14 protein-coding genes are annotated in these 19,184 nt (G+C 61.7%); 8 read left to right on the plus strand and 6 right to left on the minus strand.

Going from position 1 to position 19,184, the window contains the following annotated elements:
* Nucleotides 1–7: 7 nt before the first annotated feature.
* On the minus strand, nt 8–2,269 hold the full coding sequence (locus HGHM_RS05965; RefSeq protein WP_019140603.1) for a family 1 glycosylhydrolase: 2,262 nt from the start codon (nt 2,267–2,269) through the stop codon (nt 8–10).
* 99 nt (nt 2,270–2,368) lie between these two features.
* Between HGHM_RS05965 and HGHM_RS23095 the strand changes: the two genes are divergently transcribed.
* Nucleotides 2,369–2,542: a hypothetical protein gene (locus tag HGHM_RS23095; RefSeq protein WP_154652077.1), complete on the plus strand. Its 174-nt coding sequence runs from the start codon at nt 2,369–2,371 to the stop codon at nt 2,540–2,542.
* A gap of 241 nt (nt 2,543–2,783) precedes the next feature.
* Here the strand turns inward: HGHM_RS23095 and HGHM_RS23475 are convergent, their stop codons facing one another.
* The gene (locus HGHM_RS23475) at nt 2,784–3,899 is read right to left on the minus strand and encodes a GFA family protein (RefSeq protein ID WP_148415402.1); all 1,116 of its coding nucleotides are present in this window, start codon (nt 3,897–3,899) and stop codon (nt 2,784–2,786) included.
* Between the two features lie 105 nt (nt 3,900–4,004).
* On the opposite strand from HGHM_RS23475, the gene HGHM_RS05985 reads away from it, so the two are divergent.
* Nucleotides 4,005–5,993, plus strand: a complete 1,989-nt coding sequence (locus HGHM_RS05985; RefSeq protein WP_019140607.1) for a S9 family peptidase — start codon at nt 4,005–4,007, stop codon at nt 5,991–5,993.
* A gap of 73 nt (nt 5,994–6,066) precedes the next feature.
* Nucleotides 6,067–6,627, plus strand: coding sequence for an ATP-dependent Clp protease proteolytic subunit (locus tag HGHM_RS05990; RefSeq protein WP_019140608.1), 561 nt, complete (start codon nt 6,067–6,069; stop codon nt 6,625–6,627).
* 150 nt (nt 6,628–6,777) lie between these two features.
* Here HGHM_RS05990 and HGHM_RS05995 read toward each other — a convergent pair whose 3' ends face one another.
* The gene (locus HGHM_RS05995) at nt 6,778–7,029 is read right to left on the minus strand and encodes a hypothetical protein (protein WP_019140609.1); all 252 of its coding nucleotides are present in this window, start codon (nt 7,027–7,029) and stop codon (nt 6,778–6,780) included.
* 319 nt (nt 7,030–7,348) lie between these two features.
* Here HGHM_RS05995 and HGHM_RS06000 point away from each other — a divergent pair, with 319 nt between their 5' ends.
* Together HGHM_RS06000 and HGHM_RS06005 are read left to right on the plus strand one after the other, a co-directional pair.
* Entirely contained in the window at nt 7,349–9,097 is a 1,749-nt protein-coding gene (locus tag HGHM_RS06000; RefSeq protein ID WP_019140610.1) for a cation:proton antiporter domain-containing protein, read from the plus strand.
* A gap of 240 nt (nt 9,098–9,337) precedes the next feature.
* Complete coding sequence (locus tag HGHM_RS06005) at nt 9,338–11,653, plus strand: NADP-dependent malic enzyme (protein WP_026075739.1); 2,316 nt, start codon at nt 9,338–9,340, stop codon at nt 11,651–11,653.
* 72 nt (nt 11,654–11,725) lie between these two features.
* Here the strand turns inward: HGHM_RS06005 and HGHM_RS20820 are convergent, their stop codons facing one another.
* On the minus strand, nt 11,726–14,488 hold the full coding sequence (locus tag HGHM_RS20820; RefSeq protein WP_051155285.1) for a bifunctional diguanylate cyclase/phosphodiesterase: 2,763 nt from the start codon (nt 14,486–14,488) through the stop codon (nt 11,726–11,728).
* Between the two features lie 286 nt (nt 14,489–14,774).
* Between HGHM_RS20820 and HGHM_RS06015 the strand changes: the two genes are divergently transcribed.
* From HGHM_RS06015 to HGHM_RS06025, 3 genes are read left to right on the plus strand one after another with little or no spacing between them, the layout of a single operon-like run.
* A complete protein-coding gene (locus tag HGHM_RS06015) occupies nt 14,775–15,068 on the plus strand; it encodes a FeoA family protein (protein ID WP_019140612.1) in 294 nt (97 codons plus the stop codon).
* Between the two features lie 7 nt (nt 15,069–15,075).
* Nucleotides 15,076–16,956 carry a ferrous iron transport protein B gene (feoB, locus tag HGHM_RS06020; protein ID WP_026075740.1) on the plus strand — a complete coding sequence of 627 codons (1,881 nt, stop codon included), beginning with the start codon at nt 15,076–15,078 and terminating at the stop codon, nt 16,954–16,956.
* Nucleotides 16,957–16,963: 7 nt separating this feature from the next.
* Nucleotides 16,964–17,254 carry a DUF6587 family protein gene (locus HGHM_RS06025; RefSeq protein ID WP_019140614.1) on the plus strand — a complete coding sequence of 97 codons (291 nt, stop codon included), beginning with the start codon at nt 16,964–16,966 and terminating at the stop codon, nt 17,252–17,254.
* Between the two features lie 517 nt (nt 17,255–17,771).
* Here HGHM_RS06025 and HGHM_RS06030 read toward each other — a convergent pair.
* The gene (locus tag HGHM_RS06030) at nt 17,772–18,467 is read right to left on the minus strand and encodes a PepSY-associated TM helix domain-containing protein (RefSeq protein WP_019140615.1); all 696 of its coding nucleotides are present in this window, start codon (nt 18,465–18,467) and stop codon (nt 17,772–17,774) included.
* A 25-nt stretch (nt 18,468–18,492) separates the two neighbouring features.
* Complete coding sequence (locus HGHM_RS06035; protein WP_019140616.1) at nt 18,493–19,179, minus strand: Fe2+-dependent dioxygenase; 687 nt, start codon at nt 19,177–19,179, stop codon at nt 18,493–18,495.
* Nucleotides 19,180–19,184: the final 5 nt, after the last annotated feature.

Consider the following 19,184-nt stretch of genomic DNA (forward strand, 5'->3'; position numbering starts at 1 on the left):
TGCTGAATCAGGCCTGGCTGCGCGCAGTGCCGGTCTTGCGTGTCAATTGCTCCTTGGCTGCCTCTTCCTTGCGCATCAGCAAATAGCGTTGCAGCGCATCGTCCAGAGCGGGCAGGAGGGTGCCCCGTCCGCTGTTCAATGCGCTGTATGCCGGGCGTGCCGCGACATAGCCGAGGCGATCGCCCGGGCATGGCTCCAGCCTGCTGGCGTCGGCGCCGGCCAGTTCGGCAGCCTGCAGGGCGAGGCCCGACCAGGTCACCGGGTTGCCGTTGGTCAGATGCCAGATGCCGGTTTCCCCATCGATCAGCAGGTCCAGGCATGCATGGACGAGATCGGGCACGAAGGTTGGCGAAACCGTGATGTCGCTTGCTGCCGCACATGGCATGCCGCGTTCCAGATTGTTCAGGACGTGCTCAAGGAAATTGTGCTTGTCCCACGGGCCGAAGAAGGCGCTCGTGCGCACCACCAGCGAGCGGGAGTGGGTGTCCAGCATCCTGAGCTCGGCGTCCGCCTTGCTCCTGCCATAGACATTGATCGGCGCAACCGGATCGGTTTCGACATAGGGCGATTGCTGCCTGCCGTCGAAGACCAGGTCGCTCGAAAAGCTCAAGAGATGGATGTCATGCCTTGCGCAGGCGGCTGCAAGCACTGCGGGTCCCTGCGTGTTTTCGCGGAAGCAGCGCTCGGCATCGGTCTCGGCATCATCCACCCGCACATAGCCGCATGCATTCACGATGGCCCAGGGCCGGTAGCGCGCAATTGCCTGTGCAACCGATTCCGGATCGGCGATATCCATCTCGCGGCGGTCCACCAGGCGATAGACGAGGTTGCGCTGGTCGCAGATCCGGGCGAATGCCCTGCCCAGGGTGCCGGTAGCGCCGGTGATCAGGATCGGGGAAACCATGCTATCCACCATGCTGTGGCCATCGGCCGAAATCGAAGCAAGTACGGAATGGGTGGCGACCGGCGGGCAAAGGAATCTTCCCGGCCTGCGCCACCACCCATGCCCCGTCAGGACAGGATGCAACAGCGGCTGGCCGCTGGCGAGCGCCCGCATCATGCCGGCGACTGCGGTCGGACGCGGCAAGGGCGATCGCACGTCGAACGGGCCGGGTTCGTAATAACCTTTGCATTCGGTAACCAGACAGTTCCAGTCGTACGAACCAAGCAAGGCCCATACCGTGACCGCACGGATATCGACGTCGTTGGCTTGCGCCTCTCTGGCGGCTTCCCAGATTTCCAGCAGCCAGCGCATCTGGTCTTCGCGCGTGGCGTCGAGATGCGCCTCGGTCACGGCGAGAGGCAGGCGGTACCGGTCCCAGGCTTCCTGCAGCAAGGGCCCGATGCCGGGCGTAGGCGTTGCAAGCGCGCGCGCGGTTTCGATATCGGCAAAGGCATGGCCGGCATACTGGCCGATGTACTGGGGCGGATAGTTTTCCGCGCGATGATCCAGCCAGCGCTCGCTGGTGATGTAATAGTTGATCCCGATAATGTCGGGCGGGCAAGGATTGTCCCGGAACCAGAGAAACTCTGCGGGATCGATGCCGGTCCCGACCAGATAATCCCAGAGTGCGTGCTCCGGGCCGACCTTCCCGCACAACAAGTCCCACGATAGCCACCGTCGCTCATTGTAAAAGTTCGCCAGACCGGACATTTCGGGCGTGCCGTACGTTTTCCCGAGATCATCCGTCTGCACCAGCCGGGCATGCGGATTGATCTTGCGGATCGCCCGCATCGAGAGCACCACGCCGCGGCACTGGTTCACGAGCGCCCGGATGAAGGTTTTTTCATCGCGCCCGTGCGGATACCAGACGCCATACAGTCCGCTGAAGCGCGCAGTCGTCAGCGGCTCGTTGACCGGCGTGTAGTATTCCAGCCAGGGATAGCGCTGCGCTACCGCGCCTGCAAACTCCGCCAGCTGCGGCGCAAATTCGGGGTCGATCAGGCTGGTGTGGCGTGGACCGCTGCCGTGATGCACCAGCCCGGCGATCGGCGTGATCCCGGCTTGCCGCAGCGCAGACAGGCGCTCGTCGGGCCATGACCAGTCTGCCTGTTCGATGCCATCGGGCGCCGTCCGTTCCCATAGTATCGGGTAGCGGATGGCACGTATGCCGAGCGATGCAAAACGATGGATGTCGTCTGCGCGATCGGCGTGGCCGTTTCGTTCCATCTGGCTGAAATAATTGTCGGACACCCGGTTGACGGTGCATTCGAGGCCGCCCCAGAGTTCCAGTTGCTTGTCCGGCTGGGGAAGATATCGTTCATTCATGAAAGATCACTTTCTTGGTTGTTGTTTGCAAGGCAGGGCAAAGCGTCCCGGGTTGGCGGAACGCGGTTTGATAGAGAAGAAGGCCGTCCAGGGACGAGAATGGATGCTCACCAGCATATTTCCCTGTTGAGCCCGGCCGATACGGAGCGCATGCTGATGCTTTTGAAAAACGCATGCCATGGCGGCGGTGCGATGAAACCCATGCCGCCATCTGTGGTGCTCCATACAGGAACCACGACACCATCGAGTCCTGCATTCGATGCCACGGTCTGAAGCTGTGTAATGACTTTCTGTTTTTCTGTCGGAGACAACTGACCGAACGAACTGCCGATCGGAACGATGATCAGTTCAACGCCATTGCGGCAAAGATGCGCAACTCTGAAACACTGCATATTTCCTCTTGAGGTGTCGACTCGACGGAAAGCCCGGCTCCAGCAAAGTTCGGGCCGGGTTGGTTCCAACTGCAAACTTTGTACCCACTCGTTGCATGTGGGATCTGCACAGATGCCCCGCGCTACATGCTGACCACGTCGGTCTGCAGCAGCAATGGAGGCGCCTTGTAGACTTTGGGTATGTGGGTATCGCATGTGGTCCATGGCAGTGCACTTGCAGTCCAGATATCGGCGATTGCATGGAACCAACTTGGATCGTCCAGAGAAAGGGCCTTGATGATGAGAACGTCGGCATTGGCGTCGCTTGTCGCAAACAGCGGCGTTCCGCATGATTGGCAGAACGCGGAGTGCGGATGGTCGGTGCCGCCTGCAGTGGACGCTGTATAGCGCGCCGGGGAACCGGAGATACTCACTGCGCTGGCAGGCAGAATCAATAACGACGAGTACGGTGCACCGCTCGCCCGCTGGCAGGCGCGGCAATGGCAGTGATACATGCCCAAGGGAGCAGTGCTGCATTCATAGCGGACAGCGCCACATGCGCAGCGACCGGAAAACGTGGTTGGCATAACGCCTCCTTTCGGCTGAACAGCCAGTATTCCCGCTTTTCCCGCCGCCTTATCGACTGGCAACAGGAAGAAGCCGGCATTTCGTTCAGGCAGGCTTGCAATCAGGCGCGGTAGGACAATGTTCCTCATGCAAGACGCGGAGACCAGTGCTAATGCAAAACTTGTGCCGCCAGAAGCGAGAGGCGGGCCTCGATGTTGTCCCGCAGATGTAAATCTGACTTGCACCGTGTAGGCCATACATTTTTTACACTGCGTAAGATGGTCGCGTTGAAAGGTGTTCGCGCAGGCTTGAGCCGGTTCAGGGTGAGGAAACACTGGCAGACGCGCATATTCAGGAGCGTTCGGAGAATCTGAAAGACGCGCCACGTCCCAACTTGCCGGCGCTGAGCCGCCCAAATAGGCAAATGCATGGTATCGATACCTGGCACGGCTGATGCGTAAGTCACCGTTCCGGCGCTTGCCGGCTTTCTTAACGCAATGGAGTTCATCATGACGAATCAGCAAAACCAGAATCAGCAGAACCAGAACAACCAGAACAACCAGAACAATCAGAACCAGAACAATCAGAACCAGAACAATCAGAACCAGAACAACCAGAACGAGCAGAACAGAAACAATCAGAACGAACAGAACCGGAACCAGGAGAACCGGGACAATCGCTAGTTCATACAACGCCGGGCCAAGCAATTGGCCCGGCCTCTGCAACGGGCCCGGCCTTCATTCGTCGTCCATAAACTGAATGCCGCTTTACCCGAACATCGCTGCGTAAGAGCGCACATGCCAACCCCATTTCAACCGGATGATCTTTTTCTCTACAAAACGATCACCGAACTTGACTGTGTTCCCGCAATCGAGCTTGCTGCATGCGAAGTGCAGACGATCAGCCGGGAGCAGGATTCAACGAGCACGACGATCTGGCTGGTGCCGCTCGACGGCAGCCCGCCACGGCAATTCACCAGCGGTTCCGCCGACGACATGCCGCGCTGGTCGCCGGACGGATCGCAGCTCGCGTTCCTTTCTTCCCGCGGCAGCGGCCGGCAGATCCATCTGATTCCGCGCGATGGCGGCGAGGCGAAACAGCTCAGCCATCTTGCTTCCGGCGCCATGTCGATCGAGTGGGCGCCTGACGGGCAGCGCCTTTTGGCGTGCTGCACTCTGTCCATCGATCCTGAAACCCATGGAGACCGCGGCAAAAAGGGAAACACGAACCGGCCGGCCGATGCGCCGAAGCCTGTCTGGCGCCTGCCATACAAGCTGGATGGCATCGGCTACATTCTCGACAGCGAGATACATTTGTTCACGGTGGATGCGCATACCGGCGATCATGTACAGATGACGGATGGACCGTATGAAGTCAGGAGCGCGCACTGGTCGCCGGACAGCCGGCGGATTGCCTATACCCGCACGCGCGAAGGGCGGTTCGCACACCGCAGCGATGTCTGGCTGATGGATGCGGATGGCAGGAACCAGCGCCAGGTCTCGCACGAGGTCGCATCGGTGCAGTATCCGAAATGGTCGCCCGACGGCCGCTTCATCGTATTCACGGGCAGCGCCGAAGAAGGCGATTCGCAGATGCGCCTGTGGCTGTATGAAGTGGCAGCCGACAGGGTACGACCGCTCGGCGACGAATCCATCGAAGTGGTATCGGGGAAGACCGTGTACTGGTCGCAGGATTCATCGAAGGTGGTGCTGGTCCTGGCGCGCAAGGGCAGGCACGAAGTCGTGTCGGTATCGGTGCCGGAGGGCCAGCTTTCGCGCCTGGTCACGGGCGATCGTCAGATAGCCCGCGTGGCCTGCAGTGGGCAGCGACTGGTCTTCGTCACCGAGGACGTTCGCACGCCGAACGAGGTCTGCTGCACCGACTGGCAAGGCAGGAACGAAATTCGCCTCACTGATTTCAACCCCTGGTGGCGGGAGCGCATCCTGCCGGAAGTGGAGGTGAGGCGTTTCGACGTGCCGGATGGAGAAGGCGGGCGCGAACAGGTCGACGGCTGGCTGTTGCGGCCGCCCGGTGCCAAGGGACCAATGCCGCTGCTGGTCGATGCGCATGGCGGACCTGCCAGCTACACGCTGCTGCAGTACAACTCGCATGTCTACTGGCCGGTCCTGGTGTCGCGCGGGTGGGCAGTGCTGGCGCTCAACCCGGTCGGTTCGAGCAGCTATGGCCGGGACTTCAGCGCACGGCTGCGCGGCCATTGGGGCAAGCGTGACTTGCCCCAGCACCTGGCGGCGGTCGACGCGCTGCAGCGCGAAGGCCTTGCCGACACACGCCTGGCCATCACTGGCAAATCATATGGCGGGTATCTGACTGCATGGGCGATCGGGAACAGTCGATTGTTCCGTGCGGCAGTCGTGTCGGCGCCGGTCGCCGACCTGGAAAGCCATGCCGCCATTTCCGACAGCGGCTTTTATTCGGATGCCTATTCCATGTATGGCGAACTGAAGATCCAGCGCGACAAGATGCGCGAGCTTTCCCCGATGGGCTATATCGAAAGGGCGCGTGCGGCCACGCTGATCCTGCAGGGCGAACAGGACCAGCGCTGCCCGGTCAGCCAGTCGGAGGAATTGTTCACTGCGCTTCTGAGCGGCACGGATACCCTGGTCGAAATGGTCATCTACCCCGGCGGCAGCCACCACTTCTTCGAGAGCGGAAAGCCGTCGCATCGCCTGGACATGGTGGCGCGCCTGGTCGGCTGGATGGAGCGGTGGATCAACGTCGAAGTGGCAGGTGCACAGAAAGAGGGACCGGACTCCTCGAAGAAATAAGGCCGCTGGCAATTCTTCAGCGAAGGGGAGGGCATTCCGGAGTGACGCAAGTCGCGGATCATGCGAAGGGTGGATGATGGAGGGCGAACCCAGCAACAAGACGGAGATCTATGCCACGCTTGCCGGCAGGGTGGATGACGCCATGGTGCAGCGGCTGTTCAATCAGATCGCCGGCGCCGTGTCGAACGGCGTGCAAACCTTGCACCTGATGATCCAGTCAACCGGCGGCATCATTGGCGACGGAATCGCATTGCACAACTACCTGAAGAATCTGCCGATCGACATCATTGCCTACAATACCGGGATGGTGCAGTCGATCGCAGTGGTCATGTTCCTTGCGGCCAGGAAGAGGAAGGCGAGCAGGACCGCAACCTTCATGATTCACAAGGCGACCTTCTATGGCGGCAGTGCCGCCACGTCGGCCCAGCTCAGCGCAGTTACCCAATCCCTGGTGGTGGATGATGCCAGGATTGAAAGTATCCTCAAGGAGCACATCAGGATGCCGGAGGAAAAATGGAGCGTGCATCGGTTTGCCGATCTGTTCATTACGGCGCACGAGGCACTTGAATTCGGCCTGGTCAATGAAATTGCCGACTTTGCACCACCGCCCGGTGCCACGCTGATCAATATCTGAAGCCGTCCACGCGAAGCCGAAGGCCTCCCGGAGTGCATGTTGCCTGTCTAACAGCAAAGCAAAAGGCCTGCACCGTTGCCGGTTGCAGGCCTTTGCGTGAAGGGAATTGCGGAAGCTCCTGTGCAGGAGCGTTCCGGGATCTCCCGGAAGTCAGCCTTCGACCAGGGCTGCCCGCAGCCTGGCTGCCACTTTCGGGCTGACGGAATCGTACCCGACGGTCAGGCGGTACAGTTCCCAGATGCTCATGTCCTTGACGCGTTTGCTGGTAACGGCCTTTGCGGGCTCGGTTGCCGGAACCGCGAACAGTGCGGCAAGAAGATTCAACGTAGCGCGGCCGACATTCGGCAGATAGCTGCCATTCGCCGCTTGCTGAGGATAAGTAACGAGGCTCGTTGTCGACATTTCTTGTTCCTTTCATTCGATAGTCGTGGCGCATTGCGCCTTGCTTCTCATTATGGGAACGTACCGGTATAAATCCACTTTCGATTTCACATATCCGACATTCGACGGGTGAATGTCTGTGCGGGCAATTCCCATGCTTGCCGTTTCAATAGCAGAGAGTGTGATTCACCCGATTCCGATGAAGTGCGATGCAGTCAGGAAAACCGGTTATTCCGGAAGCCTTGGCCGCCGGGCCTTGGGATAAAATGGCTTGCAACTTTCGCATTGCAATTTCGAAACGCATTTCTCCTCCATTCCCCCAGCACACCGGCCTCTGACGATGCAAGAGCAACATGCCTTCCCTTTTCTGCGAGAGCTCCTGCTGTTCCTCTCGCTGGCCGGCATCCTGATTCCGCTTCTGCAGCGCCTGCGCATCAACCAGGTCCTCGGCTTTCTTGCCGCCGGCGTGCTGGTCGGGCCATTCGGGCTCGGCCTGTGGGCAGGAGAAATCCCGTTGCTGACCTATTTCACCTTCATGCACGTCGACGACATCGCGCCGCTTGCCGAGATGGGCGTGCTGTTCCTCATGTTCATGATCGGCCTGGAACTGTCCACCGAGCGCTTGTGGGCTTTGAGGCGCTGGGTGTTCGGCGCCGGCACTGCGCAGATCGTCTTGAGTACCCTCGTCATCGGCGGGCTGGCCTACTGGTTTGGGAACCGGGTGGAAGCCGCCATCGTGCTGGGCCTGGTCCTGTCGCTGTCATCGACTGCGGTCGTGATGCAGCTGCTGAACGAGCAGCGCGCGCTGGCAGTGCCGCTCGGCCAGGCGGCGTTCTCCATCCTGATGCTGCAGGACCTGGCGGTGGTACCGATCTTCATCCTGTTTGACGTGCTGGCGGAGGGGAAGGGCGGCAGCGCGCTGCCGCTGGCGGGATGGGCGATCCTGAAGGCGGCCGGTGCGATCGCGCTGATCTACCTGCTGGGGCGTCGCGTGATCCGCCCGGCATTCCATTCCTTTGCACAGCAGCGGCAGCCGGACGTGTTCATGGCACTCACCTTGCTGAGCAGCCTTGGCATTGCCGGCCTGACGGCGGCTGCCGGGCTGTCGATGGCCCTGGGCGCCTTCCTCGCCGGTCTGCTGCTGGCGGAGACCGAATTCCGGCATGAAGTCGAAATCACCATCGAGCCATTCAAGGGCTTGCTGATGGGCCTGTTTTTCATGTCGGTCGGCATGCAGATCGATGTGCGCGAAGTGATCCGCTCTCCGGTCTGGCTTCCGCTTTCGGTGCTTGGCCTGTTCCTGATCAAGGGAGTCGTGCTGACCGTCTTGTTCCGCATCGGCGGTTTTCACTGGGGGCGCGCAGTGGAAGGCGGCTTGCTGCTGGGGCAGGGAGGCGAGTTCGCCTTCATCGTCGTGGCCTATGCAGTTGCGAGCCGGTTGCTTGAGCCTGCAGTGGGCCAGTTCATGATGCTGGTGGTCGGGCTCAGCCTGTTTGTGACGCCACTGGCGGCTCGCGCGGGGCGCCTGTTCGGCGACTGGTGGCAGGAACGGCAGCGCGAGCCGGCGGGGACGATGGACGAGGCGACCGCGATGCCGGCGCAGGGACATGTGCTGATCGCCGGTTTCGGTCGCGTCGGCCAGGTCCTGGCGCAGGTCCTCGAGGCGCAGGGCATACCCTACGTCGCACTCGAGAATGATGCACGCCTGCTGGCGGAACTGCATCCGCCGGCCGGCACCGTTTTTTTCGGGAATGCGGTGCGGGCGGAGCTCTTGCGCAAGGCGCATGCGGATACGGCTTCCGCCATCGTGCTCACCATGGATCATCCGGCCTCGGTGCTGCAGGCTGTCCGGGCGATCCGGCACGATTACCCGTACACACCGGTGCTGGCACGCTCGCGCGATGAAAGGCATGCGCTGGCATTGCGGCAGGCAGGCGCGACCCTGGTCATTCCGGAAACGCTGGAGTCGAGCCTGCAGTTGTCGTCGCAGGTGCTGCAGATGCTGGGCATCGATGAAGCCGCCGCGGCACACCTGGTGCAGCGCGAGCGCGAACGACGCATCGCCATGCTGGAAGCGGGCAAGGAGTGATTTGGACTCCGGGTCGCGCGAGCCCGGTGCATGTTGAAAGGTCATACATCTCTTGTCTGGCTGCAAGCAATGCAGGCAAGCCCCTGCTGTTCCTCCGGGCTTCCACTCCGGAAAAGACCTCCATCAAAGAGTAGTCGCGGCGGGCCGCGATGCTGATAAATGTCATACGACCTGCTCGCCGGTAATGGTATTTGTTAAAGCTTTCCCGCAAATTTTCTGCGCATTGCTTGAGGACATGCCATGAGTATCGAGATGACGAACACGGACAAGACCAGGGACGAACAGTTGCGCAGTGCGGCGCTTGAATACCATCGCAGTCCGACCCGCGGCAAGATCGAAGTCGTTGCCACCAAGGCGCTGTCGAACCAGCGCGACCTGTCGCTTGCCTATTCGCCCGGCGTTGCCTACGCCTGTGAGGAAATCGCCAGGGATCCGACCACTGCCGCCGAATACACCTCGCGCGCCAACCTGGTCGGCGTGGTTACCAACGGCACCGCGGTGCTCGGCCTCGGCAATATCGGGCCACTTGCGGGCAAGCCGGTCATGGAAGGCAAGGGTTGCCTGTTCAAGAAATTCGCCGGCATCGATGTGTTCGACATCGAGCTGGCGGAACACGACCCGGACAAGCTGGTGGATGCGATCGCCATGCTGGAGCCGACGGTGGGCGGCATCAACCTGGAAGACATCAAGGCTCCCGAATGCTTTTACATCGAAAAGCAGTTGCGCGAGCGCATGAACATCCCGGTGTTCCATGACGACCAGCATGGCACGGCAATCATTTCCGCCGCGGCGCTGCTCAACGGCCTGAAAGTGGTCGGCAAGGAGATCGGCAATGTGAAGGTAGCGGTATCCGGCGCCGGCGCCGCCGCCATTGCCTGCCTCGATACGTTCGTCAGCCTCGGCATCCGCCGCGAAAACATCTTCGTCACCGACTCGCGGGGCGTGATCTATGCGGGCCGCGAGGCGAACATGGAGGCCAACAAGGCGCGTTATGCGCAGCAGACGGCGGCACGAACGCTCGCCGACATCGTCAAGGAAGCCGACGTCTTTCTCGGCTGTTCCACCTCCGGCGTGCTGACGGCCGAGATGGTGAAGACGATGGCCGACAAGCCGATCATCCTGGCGCTGGCCAATCCCGAGCCGGAAATCCGGCCGGAGGTGGCAAAGGCGGCGCGCCCGGACTGCATCATCGCGACCGGCCGATCGGATTACCCGAACCAGGTCAACAATGTGCTGTGCTTTCCCTACATCTTTCGCGGCGCTCTCGATTGCGGCGCGACCAAGATCACGGAAGAGATGAAGCTCGCCTGCGTGAAGGCGATCGCGGAACTGGCGGAAGTGGAAACCAGCGATGCGGTCGCTGTGGCCTATGCGGGACAGACGCTGAGCTTCGGGCCGGATTACATCATTCCCAAACCCTTCGATCAGCGCCTGATCGAAAAGATTGCGCCGGCGGTGGCGAAGGCAGCGCAGGAATCCGGCGTCGCCACGCGGCCGATCGAGAATCTCGAAGCCTACCGCCAGCAATTGAGCCAGCTGGTCTACCACACCGGCCTGATGATGCGGCCGGTGTTTTCAGCCGCCAAGGCGACACGCCAGCGCGTCGCTTATGCGGAAGGGGAAGAAGAGCGGGTCCTTCGCGCGGTGCAGACGGTGGTGGACGAAGGCCTTGCCAAGCCCATCCTGATCGGCCGCCCGCACGTGATCGACATGCGCATCCGGAGAGCCGGCCTGCGGCTGAAGGCCGGCACGGATTTCGAAGTGGTGAACCCCGAGGAAGATCCGCGCTACCGCGCCTATCACGAGGCCTACCATGAATTGCGCGGCCGCCATGGCGTCACGCCCGATGTTGCCAAGGCGATGCTGCGCCGTTCGAACACCCTGATCGGCACGATGCTGGTCCACATGGGTGATGCCGATGCCCTGCTGTGCGGCACGGTGGGCCGCTTCGAGGGCCATCTCGAGCATGTGCGCGACGTGATCGGCCTGGCGCCCGGCGCCCAGGTGTTCGCGGCGATGAATGCGCTGATGCTGGAAAAGTACACGCTCTTCATTACCGACACCTATGTCAATGATGATCCGACCGCAGAGGAACTGGCGGCCATCACCCGGCTAGCCGCGGAGGAAATCATGCGCTTCGGGCTGCAGCCGAAAGTGGCTCTGCTGTCTCATTCGATGTTCGGTTCGTCCGACCGCCCGTCGGCGCGCAAGATGCGCGCGGTGCGCGACATCCTGATGAAGACGGTGCCGCAACTCGAAGTGGAAGGGGAGATGCAGGGCGACGCCGCCCTCGTGGAAGACGTGCGCCGCCATTTCCTGCCGGGCACCACGCTGGCCGGCAGTGCCAATCTGCTGGTGATGCCTTCGCTCGATGCCGCCAACATCGCCTTCAACCTGCTCAAGATCACAGGCGGACAGGGCGTGACGGTCGGGCCGATGCTGCTTGGCGCGGCCAGGCCAGTGCACATCCTGAATCCGGCTGCCACCTCGCGCCGCATCGTCAACATGACGGCGGTGGCGGTGGCCGATGCCGCGGCCATGCAGGAACGGCAATGAGGGGATGGAAGCGAGTGCGATCAAGCCGCGACCGGCGCGCGGAACCTCTTCCTTAATTGAGCGACAGGCTAACTAAGAGGCGGCGCTGCGCAGCAAGTCGGCAAGCTCGTCCGCCGGCATCGGGCGGCCGAAGTGATAACCCTGCGCCTCGCAGCAATGATGTTCGCGCAGGAAGCTGGCCTGCTCCGGGTGTTCCACGCCTTCCGCAACCACGTTCAGCTTCAGCGCCCGGCCCATTGCGATGATGGCGCCTGCGATTGCCGCGTCTTCGCTGCTCGTGCTCAAGTCCTGGATGAAGGAGCGGTCGACCTTGAGCGTGTTGATCGGGAAGCGCTTGAGCTGGCTGAGCGAGGAATAGCCGGTGCCGAAGTCGTCGATCGCGATCGACACGCCCATCGCCTGCACGCCGGACAGGATCCGGGCCGCATCGTCCGGATCGGCCATCACCATGCTTTCGGTGATTTCGAGTTGCAGCAACTCGGGAGGCAGTCCGCTGCTTTCAAGGGCCCGGGCGAGATCCTCCGTCAGACTGCCATCATTGAACTGGCGGGCCGACAGGTTGACTGCGACGCACAGCTTCGGCAAGCCCTGGTCCTGCCACGCCTTGTTCTGCGCGCAGGCGGTATCGATCACCCAGCGGCCGATGGGAACGATCAGGCCGGTTTCCTCCGCAATCGGAATGAATTGTGTCGGCGGCACCATGCCGAGATCCGGATGCATCCAGCGCAGCAGGGCTTCGGCCCCGGTGATGCGGCCGCTGGCGAGGTCGACCTTCGGCTGGTAATGCAGCAGAAGCTCGCCGCGCGCCAGAGCATGGCGCAGGCTTGACTCGAGTGCCAGCCGCTGGGAGGAATGCAGGTTGATCCGCGCGGAGTAGAACTGGTAATTGTTCTTGCCCTGGGCCTTGGCTAGGTACATCGCGATGTCGGCATGTTTCATCAGTGTTTGCGCATCCTTGCCGTCGTCCGGAAACAGACTGATGCCGACGCTTGCGCTTACGTGGTACTCGCGGTGCATGAGCCGCAAGGGTGCCAGCGCTGATTCGATGATCTTGCGCGCCACGGCGGCGGCATCCCGGGGATCGTCGATGTCTTCCAGCAGGACGACGAATTCGTCTCCACCAAGGCGGGCGACGGTATCGCTGGCCCGCACGCAGGACGTGAAACGCCTGGCCGTCTCCTGCAGCAGATGGTCGCCGGCGTCATGCCCGAGGGTGTCATTGATGTTCTTGAAGCGGTCCATGTCGATGAACAGCACTGCGAGACGGGCGCCGGTGCGCTGCGCGGAGCTCAGGCCGTGCTGCAGGCGCTGGTTGAACAGGATGCGGTTGGGCAGGCCGGTGAGGCTGTCGTAATAGGCGAGATAGTGGACTCTTTCCTCGGCCTCCTTGCGTCGGCAGAACTCGCCGATCTGGATGCCGATCGAGGATGCCGTGTCGATCAGGATGTCGTCGGGCTGACGGATATTGCGGCTGAAGAATTCGATCGCACCGATGACTTCCTGCCCGGCCAGGATGGGAAAGGCGAACACCGAGTGCAAGCCGTGGCGCCGCGCCTGCTGGACGCGGGTACAGGCGGAAACGTCGGGCTTGCCGATGTCGTCCACCCACACCGGTTTGCGGCTGGTCCAGAGCCGGGTGAGATGCCCATCCCGCTGCGGGTGCATGTGCTGTACGAAGATCACCTTCTCCCGGGTGCGCTGCAGGAATTCCTCGGCATCCAGATGCGCAGCCTTCCAGATGGCACGGCAGCGCACCGATTGCGTCCGACTGTCGAGGCTCCAGTAGCCGCCGTAGTCCCAGCCGAGCGTCTTGCAGATGGTCCGAATGAGTTCCGGCATGGTCTGTTCGGGCGCGGCGGAATCGGCCAGCAGGCGTGTCACGCTGTGCTGCATGGCCTGCCGCGTTTCCAGTTGCTTGCGTTCGCAGAACAGGCCGATCTGGCTGCCGATGGCGCGCAGGCTCTGGAGCAGGGCGGGGTCCGGGTGGCAGAATTCGCGGCTGTAGAACTCCATCACCCCGAGCACATTCTCATCCAGCAGGATGGGAAAGGCGAATGCGGTGCGTAGTCCGGCGCGCGCAGCCGCCGAGGCCCGGATGTAACTCACGTCACGCGTGACATCCGCCATCCACAGCGGCTCGCGCGCCAGCCACGCACGCCGGATCACGCCCCCGCCTTCGACTGACATCATGTTTTCATGCGCGGGCTCGCAACGCAGCGAGGCTTCGATGAAATCCTTCACATCGATACCTGGCACATGCCAGGTATGCGTTTGCTGCAGGCGCACGCTCTGCTTGTCCACCCCCCAGTGCGCGCCATAATCCCAGTCGAGCGCGCGGCAGATGGTTTCGAGGATTTTCGGCATCGCTTCCTCGACGGTGCGCGATTCGGCCAGGAGGCGCGTGACAGCATGTTCCATCGCTTCCCGCTGCTGGGCCAGGCGGCGCTCGGTGATGTCAGTGCCGATGCCGCGATAGCCCTTGAACTCGCCGCGCGCATCGTACATTGGTGCGCCGCTGATGCTGGTGACGCAGAGGCGGCCTTCGCTGTCCCGGCGCTTGAGCACCAGATTCCGGAACGGCTGGCGGGCGCGCAGCTGGGCCCGATGCTTTTCCCACTGTTCCTCGGTCACGCCGACATAGGGCAATTCCCAGCGCGTCTTGCCCAGGCTCTCCTCGGGCGGAAAACGCGACTTCTGGGGGGCGTTGCATGCGACCAGGGTGAAACGGAAATCGACGTCCTGCTCCCAATACCAGTCGGAAGAGAATTCGAACAGGAAATTGAGCCGCTCCTCGGCCTGGCTGAGTTTCTCTTCCAGCTGTCTGTCGACGGTCATGCAACGTCTCCCCATCTCTTTGTGCAAGGCCTCGTTTTTCTTGGTTCTGAAACATGGGCGCTCTTTTGCTTATATATAAACATTTCCGTACGGCAATTCAAAGCCTATTAACACATTGTTGCTTCTTCACGTAACTCTCGGTCGGAAAAGCACAAGCGGAATGGACAGGACGCTTTTTTTGTTGTAGCAAAGTGAACAATATTAAGAATCATTATCATTTAAGTGCTATACTTTTCTTTGGGATAAAACCGAAACGCATGTGCTTAACCCGACTGAAAGGCGAACGATGGGAGTGAAATCGACTGGAGCAAACATCCCGGACTCGATTCGGCATCTCGCTCTGCTGAAGAAAGGCGAATGCGCCACCGTGATCGGCCTTGCTGCGACGGAGGGCCAGGAGCAGGCAGCGATGAAGACCCGTCTGCTGGAGCTCGGTTTCGCGCCGGGGGAAAAAATTCGGGTGGTGGCAGAAGCCTTCCCGCGCCGCGACCCGATCGCGGTACGCCTGGGGAACACCACTTTCGCCTTGCGCCGCCATGAAGCGGCCTTGGTCCAGGTCGCCGACGACCTTGCCGCTTGAACCGTCCATGAACACATCCAGACCCTTGCGTCTCGCGCTGGTTGGCAATCCCAACTGCGGCAAGACTGCCTTGTTCAACCGCCTCACCGGCGCCCGTCAAAAAGTTGCCAACTATGCCGGCGTGACCGTCGAGCGCAAGGAAGGCCAGTTCGTATCGACGTCCGGCCGCGCTTACCAGATTCTCGATCTGCCGGGTGCCTACAGCCTGAATGCGATGACGCCGGACGAGGCGATCACCCGCGATGTGCTGATCGGCAGCCGGCGCGATGAAATGCCGCCGGACGTGATCGTGCTGGTTGCCGATGCGACCAACCTGCGCCTGAATCTTCGTCTGGTGCTGGAAATCCTGCGCCTCAATCGTCCTACGGTGCTGGCTCTCAACATGATGGATGTCGCCCGCAAGCGTGGCCTCATCATCGATACCGCCCGCCTGCAGGCCGAGCTCGGTATCCCGGTCATCGAAACCGTCGCCATCAAGTCCGGTGGCGGAGCCGCGCTGGTCGCGCAGCTCGACGCGATGGAGATGGCTGGTCAGGGGAACGCAACGGCACGGGGTGCGGCAGATTTCAATGAAACCAACGCCACGTCGCTGGAAGCAACCCAGCGCGAGGTGCGCCGCATTCTGGACGCGGTCATCACGCAGGAAGGCAAGGGGCAGGAGCTCGAAGACAAGGTCGATGCCGTCGTGCTGCACCCGGTATTCGGCTACGTGATCCTCGCCGCGCTGCTGTTCCTGATCTTCCAGGCGGTTTTCAGCTGGTCGGAAGTCCCGATGGGACTGATCGAGAACGCCGTGAAATGGCTCGGCAACACGGTGCAGAGTGTCATGCCTGATGGCGTGCTGCGCAGCCTCCTGGTCGACGGCATCATCGCCGGCGCGGGCAGCGTGCTGGTATTCCTGCCGCAGATCCTGATCCTGTTCCTGTTCATCCTGGCGCTCGAGGAATCGGGCTACCTGCCGCGTGCGGCCTTCCTGCTCGATCGCCTGATGGGCAGTGTCGGACTCTCGGGCCGCGCATTCATTCCGCTGCTGTCGAGCTTCGCCTGCGCCGTCCCCGGCATCATGGCCACCCGCACCATTCAGAATCCGCGTGACCGGCTGGCGACCATCATGATCGCGCCGCTCATGACCTGCTCCGCGCGGCTGCCGGTGTATGCCCTGATCATCGGGGCCTTCATCCCGGAGCGCTCGGTCGGCATCTTCAACCTGCAGGGGCTGGTGCTGTTTACTCTGTATGTTGCCGGCATCGTGTCCGCCATGCTGGTGGCCTATGTCTTCAAGCGTACCTTGGCCAAGGGTCAGTACCAGCCGCTGATGCTTGAATTGCCGAACTACCACTGGCCGAGTCCACGCAACCTTGCCCTCGGACTGTGGGAGCGTGCAAAAGTCTTCATTACCCGGGTCGGCACGATCATTCTCGCAATGATGATCCTGCTCTGGTTCCTGTCGACCTTCCCGTCGCCTCCGCCAGGCGCCACGGGCCCGGCCATCGAGTACAGCTTCGCGGGTCATCTCGGACGGATGTTGCAAACCGTGTTCGCGCCGATCGGCTTCAACTGGCAAATCTCGATCGCCCTGGTTCCCGGCCTGGCTGCTCGTGAAGTGGCGGTAGGTGCACTCGGCACGGTGTACGCGCTCTCGGCCGCGACCGAGGATCAGCTTGCGACCACTTTGACGCCCATGATCGCCGCGACCTGGAGCCTGCCGACCGCCTTGTCGCTGCTCGCCTGGTACGTGTTCGCGCCGCAGTGCATTTCGACGCTTTCCATCGTCAGGCGGGAGACCAATTCCTGGAAGCCGGTACTGGCAATGGTGGTGTATATGTTCACGCTGGCGTACCTGGCTTCACTGGCAACCTACCAGATCAGCCGGCTGCTGCTTGGCTAGGAGGAGCATGATGCAGGAAGTAATCGTTGGAATCATCGTCGCCTTTGCCGCCTTTGCGGTGGCAAGGCGCTATGCCCCGGCTCCCGTCAGGCAGGCTCTGAACGGCTGGACAGCTCGCAGCGCGCGGCGCATTGGTCTTGGCCGCCTCGCCGAGAAAATCGAGGCGAAGGCTGGCGGCAGTGCGGGATGTGGCGACGGCTGCGGCACATGCGGTGGTTGCGGTACTGCCAATTCTGCTTCGTCTGCCAGGCAGTTCAGCATCTCCCCGGAAGCCCTGAAGCGGACTGCACGGCGCTAGGCTCTGCCTGCAACGCTGCTGTGCGGCGTCACTTTCGACTTGCGGTGCTTGGCGTCTCCCCAAGTTGTCCAGTACGCGTATTCTCCTTGGCCACCATCAAGGCCATTCGCTGCGCTTGTCAAACAGAGTCTTCCCATCGCATCCGGCCTGACTCGCAGAATTGCAACCGTACGGAAGCGGGACCGGACCTGGAAACAGGTGGCACGCCCGTTCATGGCCAGAGCGAATGTCAATTTGCAATGGGGAAGTAGGGTGCGCCGTGCGCACCAAGCAATCCCGGTGCGCACGGCGCACCCTACTTTCTTTCCCTTTCCAGCTCGTGGAACTCGCTATAGCGGCAGGAACACGCTTGCGGGAAGTGTCAGTGGATCGTGAGCTTGCCGAAGGTGTCGGCATCGCCGCATGGCAGACCAGGCCGGAAGCATGAGTTCTTCACGACCGCTGGCGCGCGACATAGTTGATTGTTCGCGCGCCAGCCAGGTCCGGTGACTTTATTCGATGCGATGCCGACGCCGCGTCACATCGCTTGCATGGCCAGGATAACCGTCGCCGCAAGCCCTGCGAAACCGATACCGGCACCCAGCATCCGGCGCCGGTTCATCATTGCCCACAGCAGCACGCCGGTAATCGACAGCAGGATGATGCTGCCGGCCAGGGTATCGACCAGAAGAATCCAGGCAATGCTTCCGCCCACACCCTTGTGAAGATTGTTCAGCGTCGCGAACACATTGTTGTCGCTGCGCTTGACGCTGACAAAATTGTTGCCGACCCAGTATTCCACCTGTGCGTTCATCCGCGCCGAACTGAACATTGCGGACCAGCGCGCCGGCTGCTTCAGCGACTTGTCGCCCCAGGCAACCGGACGGGCAGGTTCGCTGCGCACGCGTGAAGCCGGGCGATCGAAGCCAAGTTCGCGCTGCAGCCATTCGACCATTTCGGTTGCATCGGCGGGCGTCGGATCCGGCAGAGGCAGCTGCAGAGTCGATTCCTGGGCATGCGCGGCCGGAATCTTCATGACGGCGCGGTGATTGAGCAGGACGCCCGTGCTGCCGAACAGCAGACCCAGCACGGCGCCCCAGAGGCCGATCCAGCCGTGCATCTTGCGCAACCATTTCAAAAAAATGGCGCGGCGGGAACGCTTGTTGTCGGCCGCACGTTCGGCCGGCATTGTTTCGCGTTCAGGGTAAAGTGCATCGCGTTGGGTAAGGTTCATATTGTTTGGATTTTCTGGAAATTGATCATGGCTTGCTCCACATTCGCAGCAGGTTGTGATAGCAGCCGGTCAAATGAACGCGCGCCGCTTCGTCTGCATTGCTTGCGGTAAGGCGCTGAATCGCGGTGTCGAGTTCGAACAGCAGCGTGCGCTGGGCATCGTCGGCCACCAGGCTCTGCACCCAGAAGAAGCTCGCAAGGCGGGTGCCGCGCGTGACCGGTGCTACCCGGTGCAGACTGGTCGCGGGATAGACCACCATGTCGCCGGCGGCGAGCTTTACCGAATGCGCGCCGTAGGTGTCTTCGACCAGCAGTTCGCCGCCGTCGTATTCTTCCGGCGCAGCCAGAAACAGGGTTGCCGACACATCGGTGCGGATTTTTTCTCCCGTGCCCGGAATGAGCCGCACGGCGCCATCGACATGACTGCCGAAATGCATGCCGCCTTCGTAACGATTGAACATCGGCGGATATACGCGGTTCGGTAGCGTGGCGCTGATGAACAGGGGGTTGCGCTCGAGCGCAGCCAGGATCATGTCACCGAGTTCCCGCGCAAGCGGGCTGTTCTCGGCGATCTGCATGTTGCGCTTGACGCTCGCCCCCTGGTGGCCTGCGGTCATGCGGCCGTCAACCCATGCCTCGCCGGCGGTATCGAGCTTGCGGCGCATGAATTGCACCTGTTCGGGATTCAATACCTGTGGAATGTGCAAGAGCATGGGAT

Origin of the sequence: Noviherbaspirillum massiliense JC206 (assembly GCF_000312045.1) — a bacterium.
Lineage (GTDB): Bacteria > Pseudomonadota > Gammaproteobacteria > Burkholderiales > Burkholderiaceae_D > Noviherbaspirillum > Noviherbaspirillum massiliense.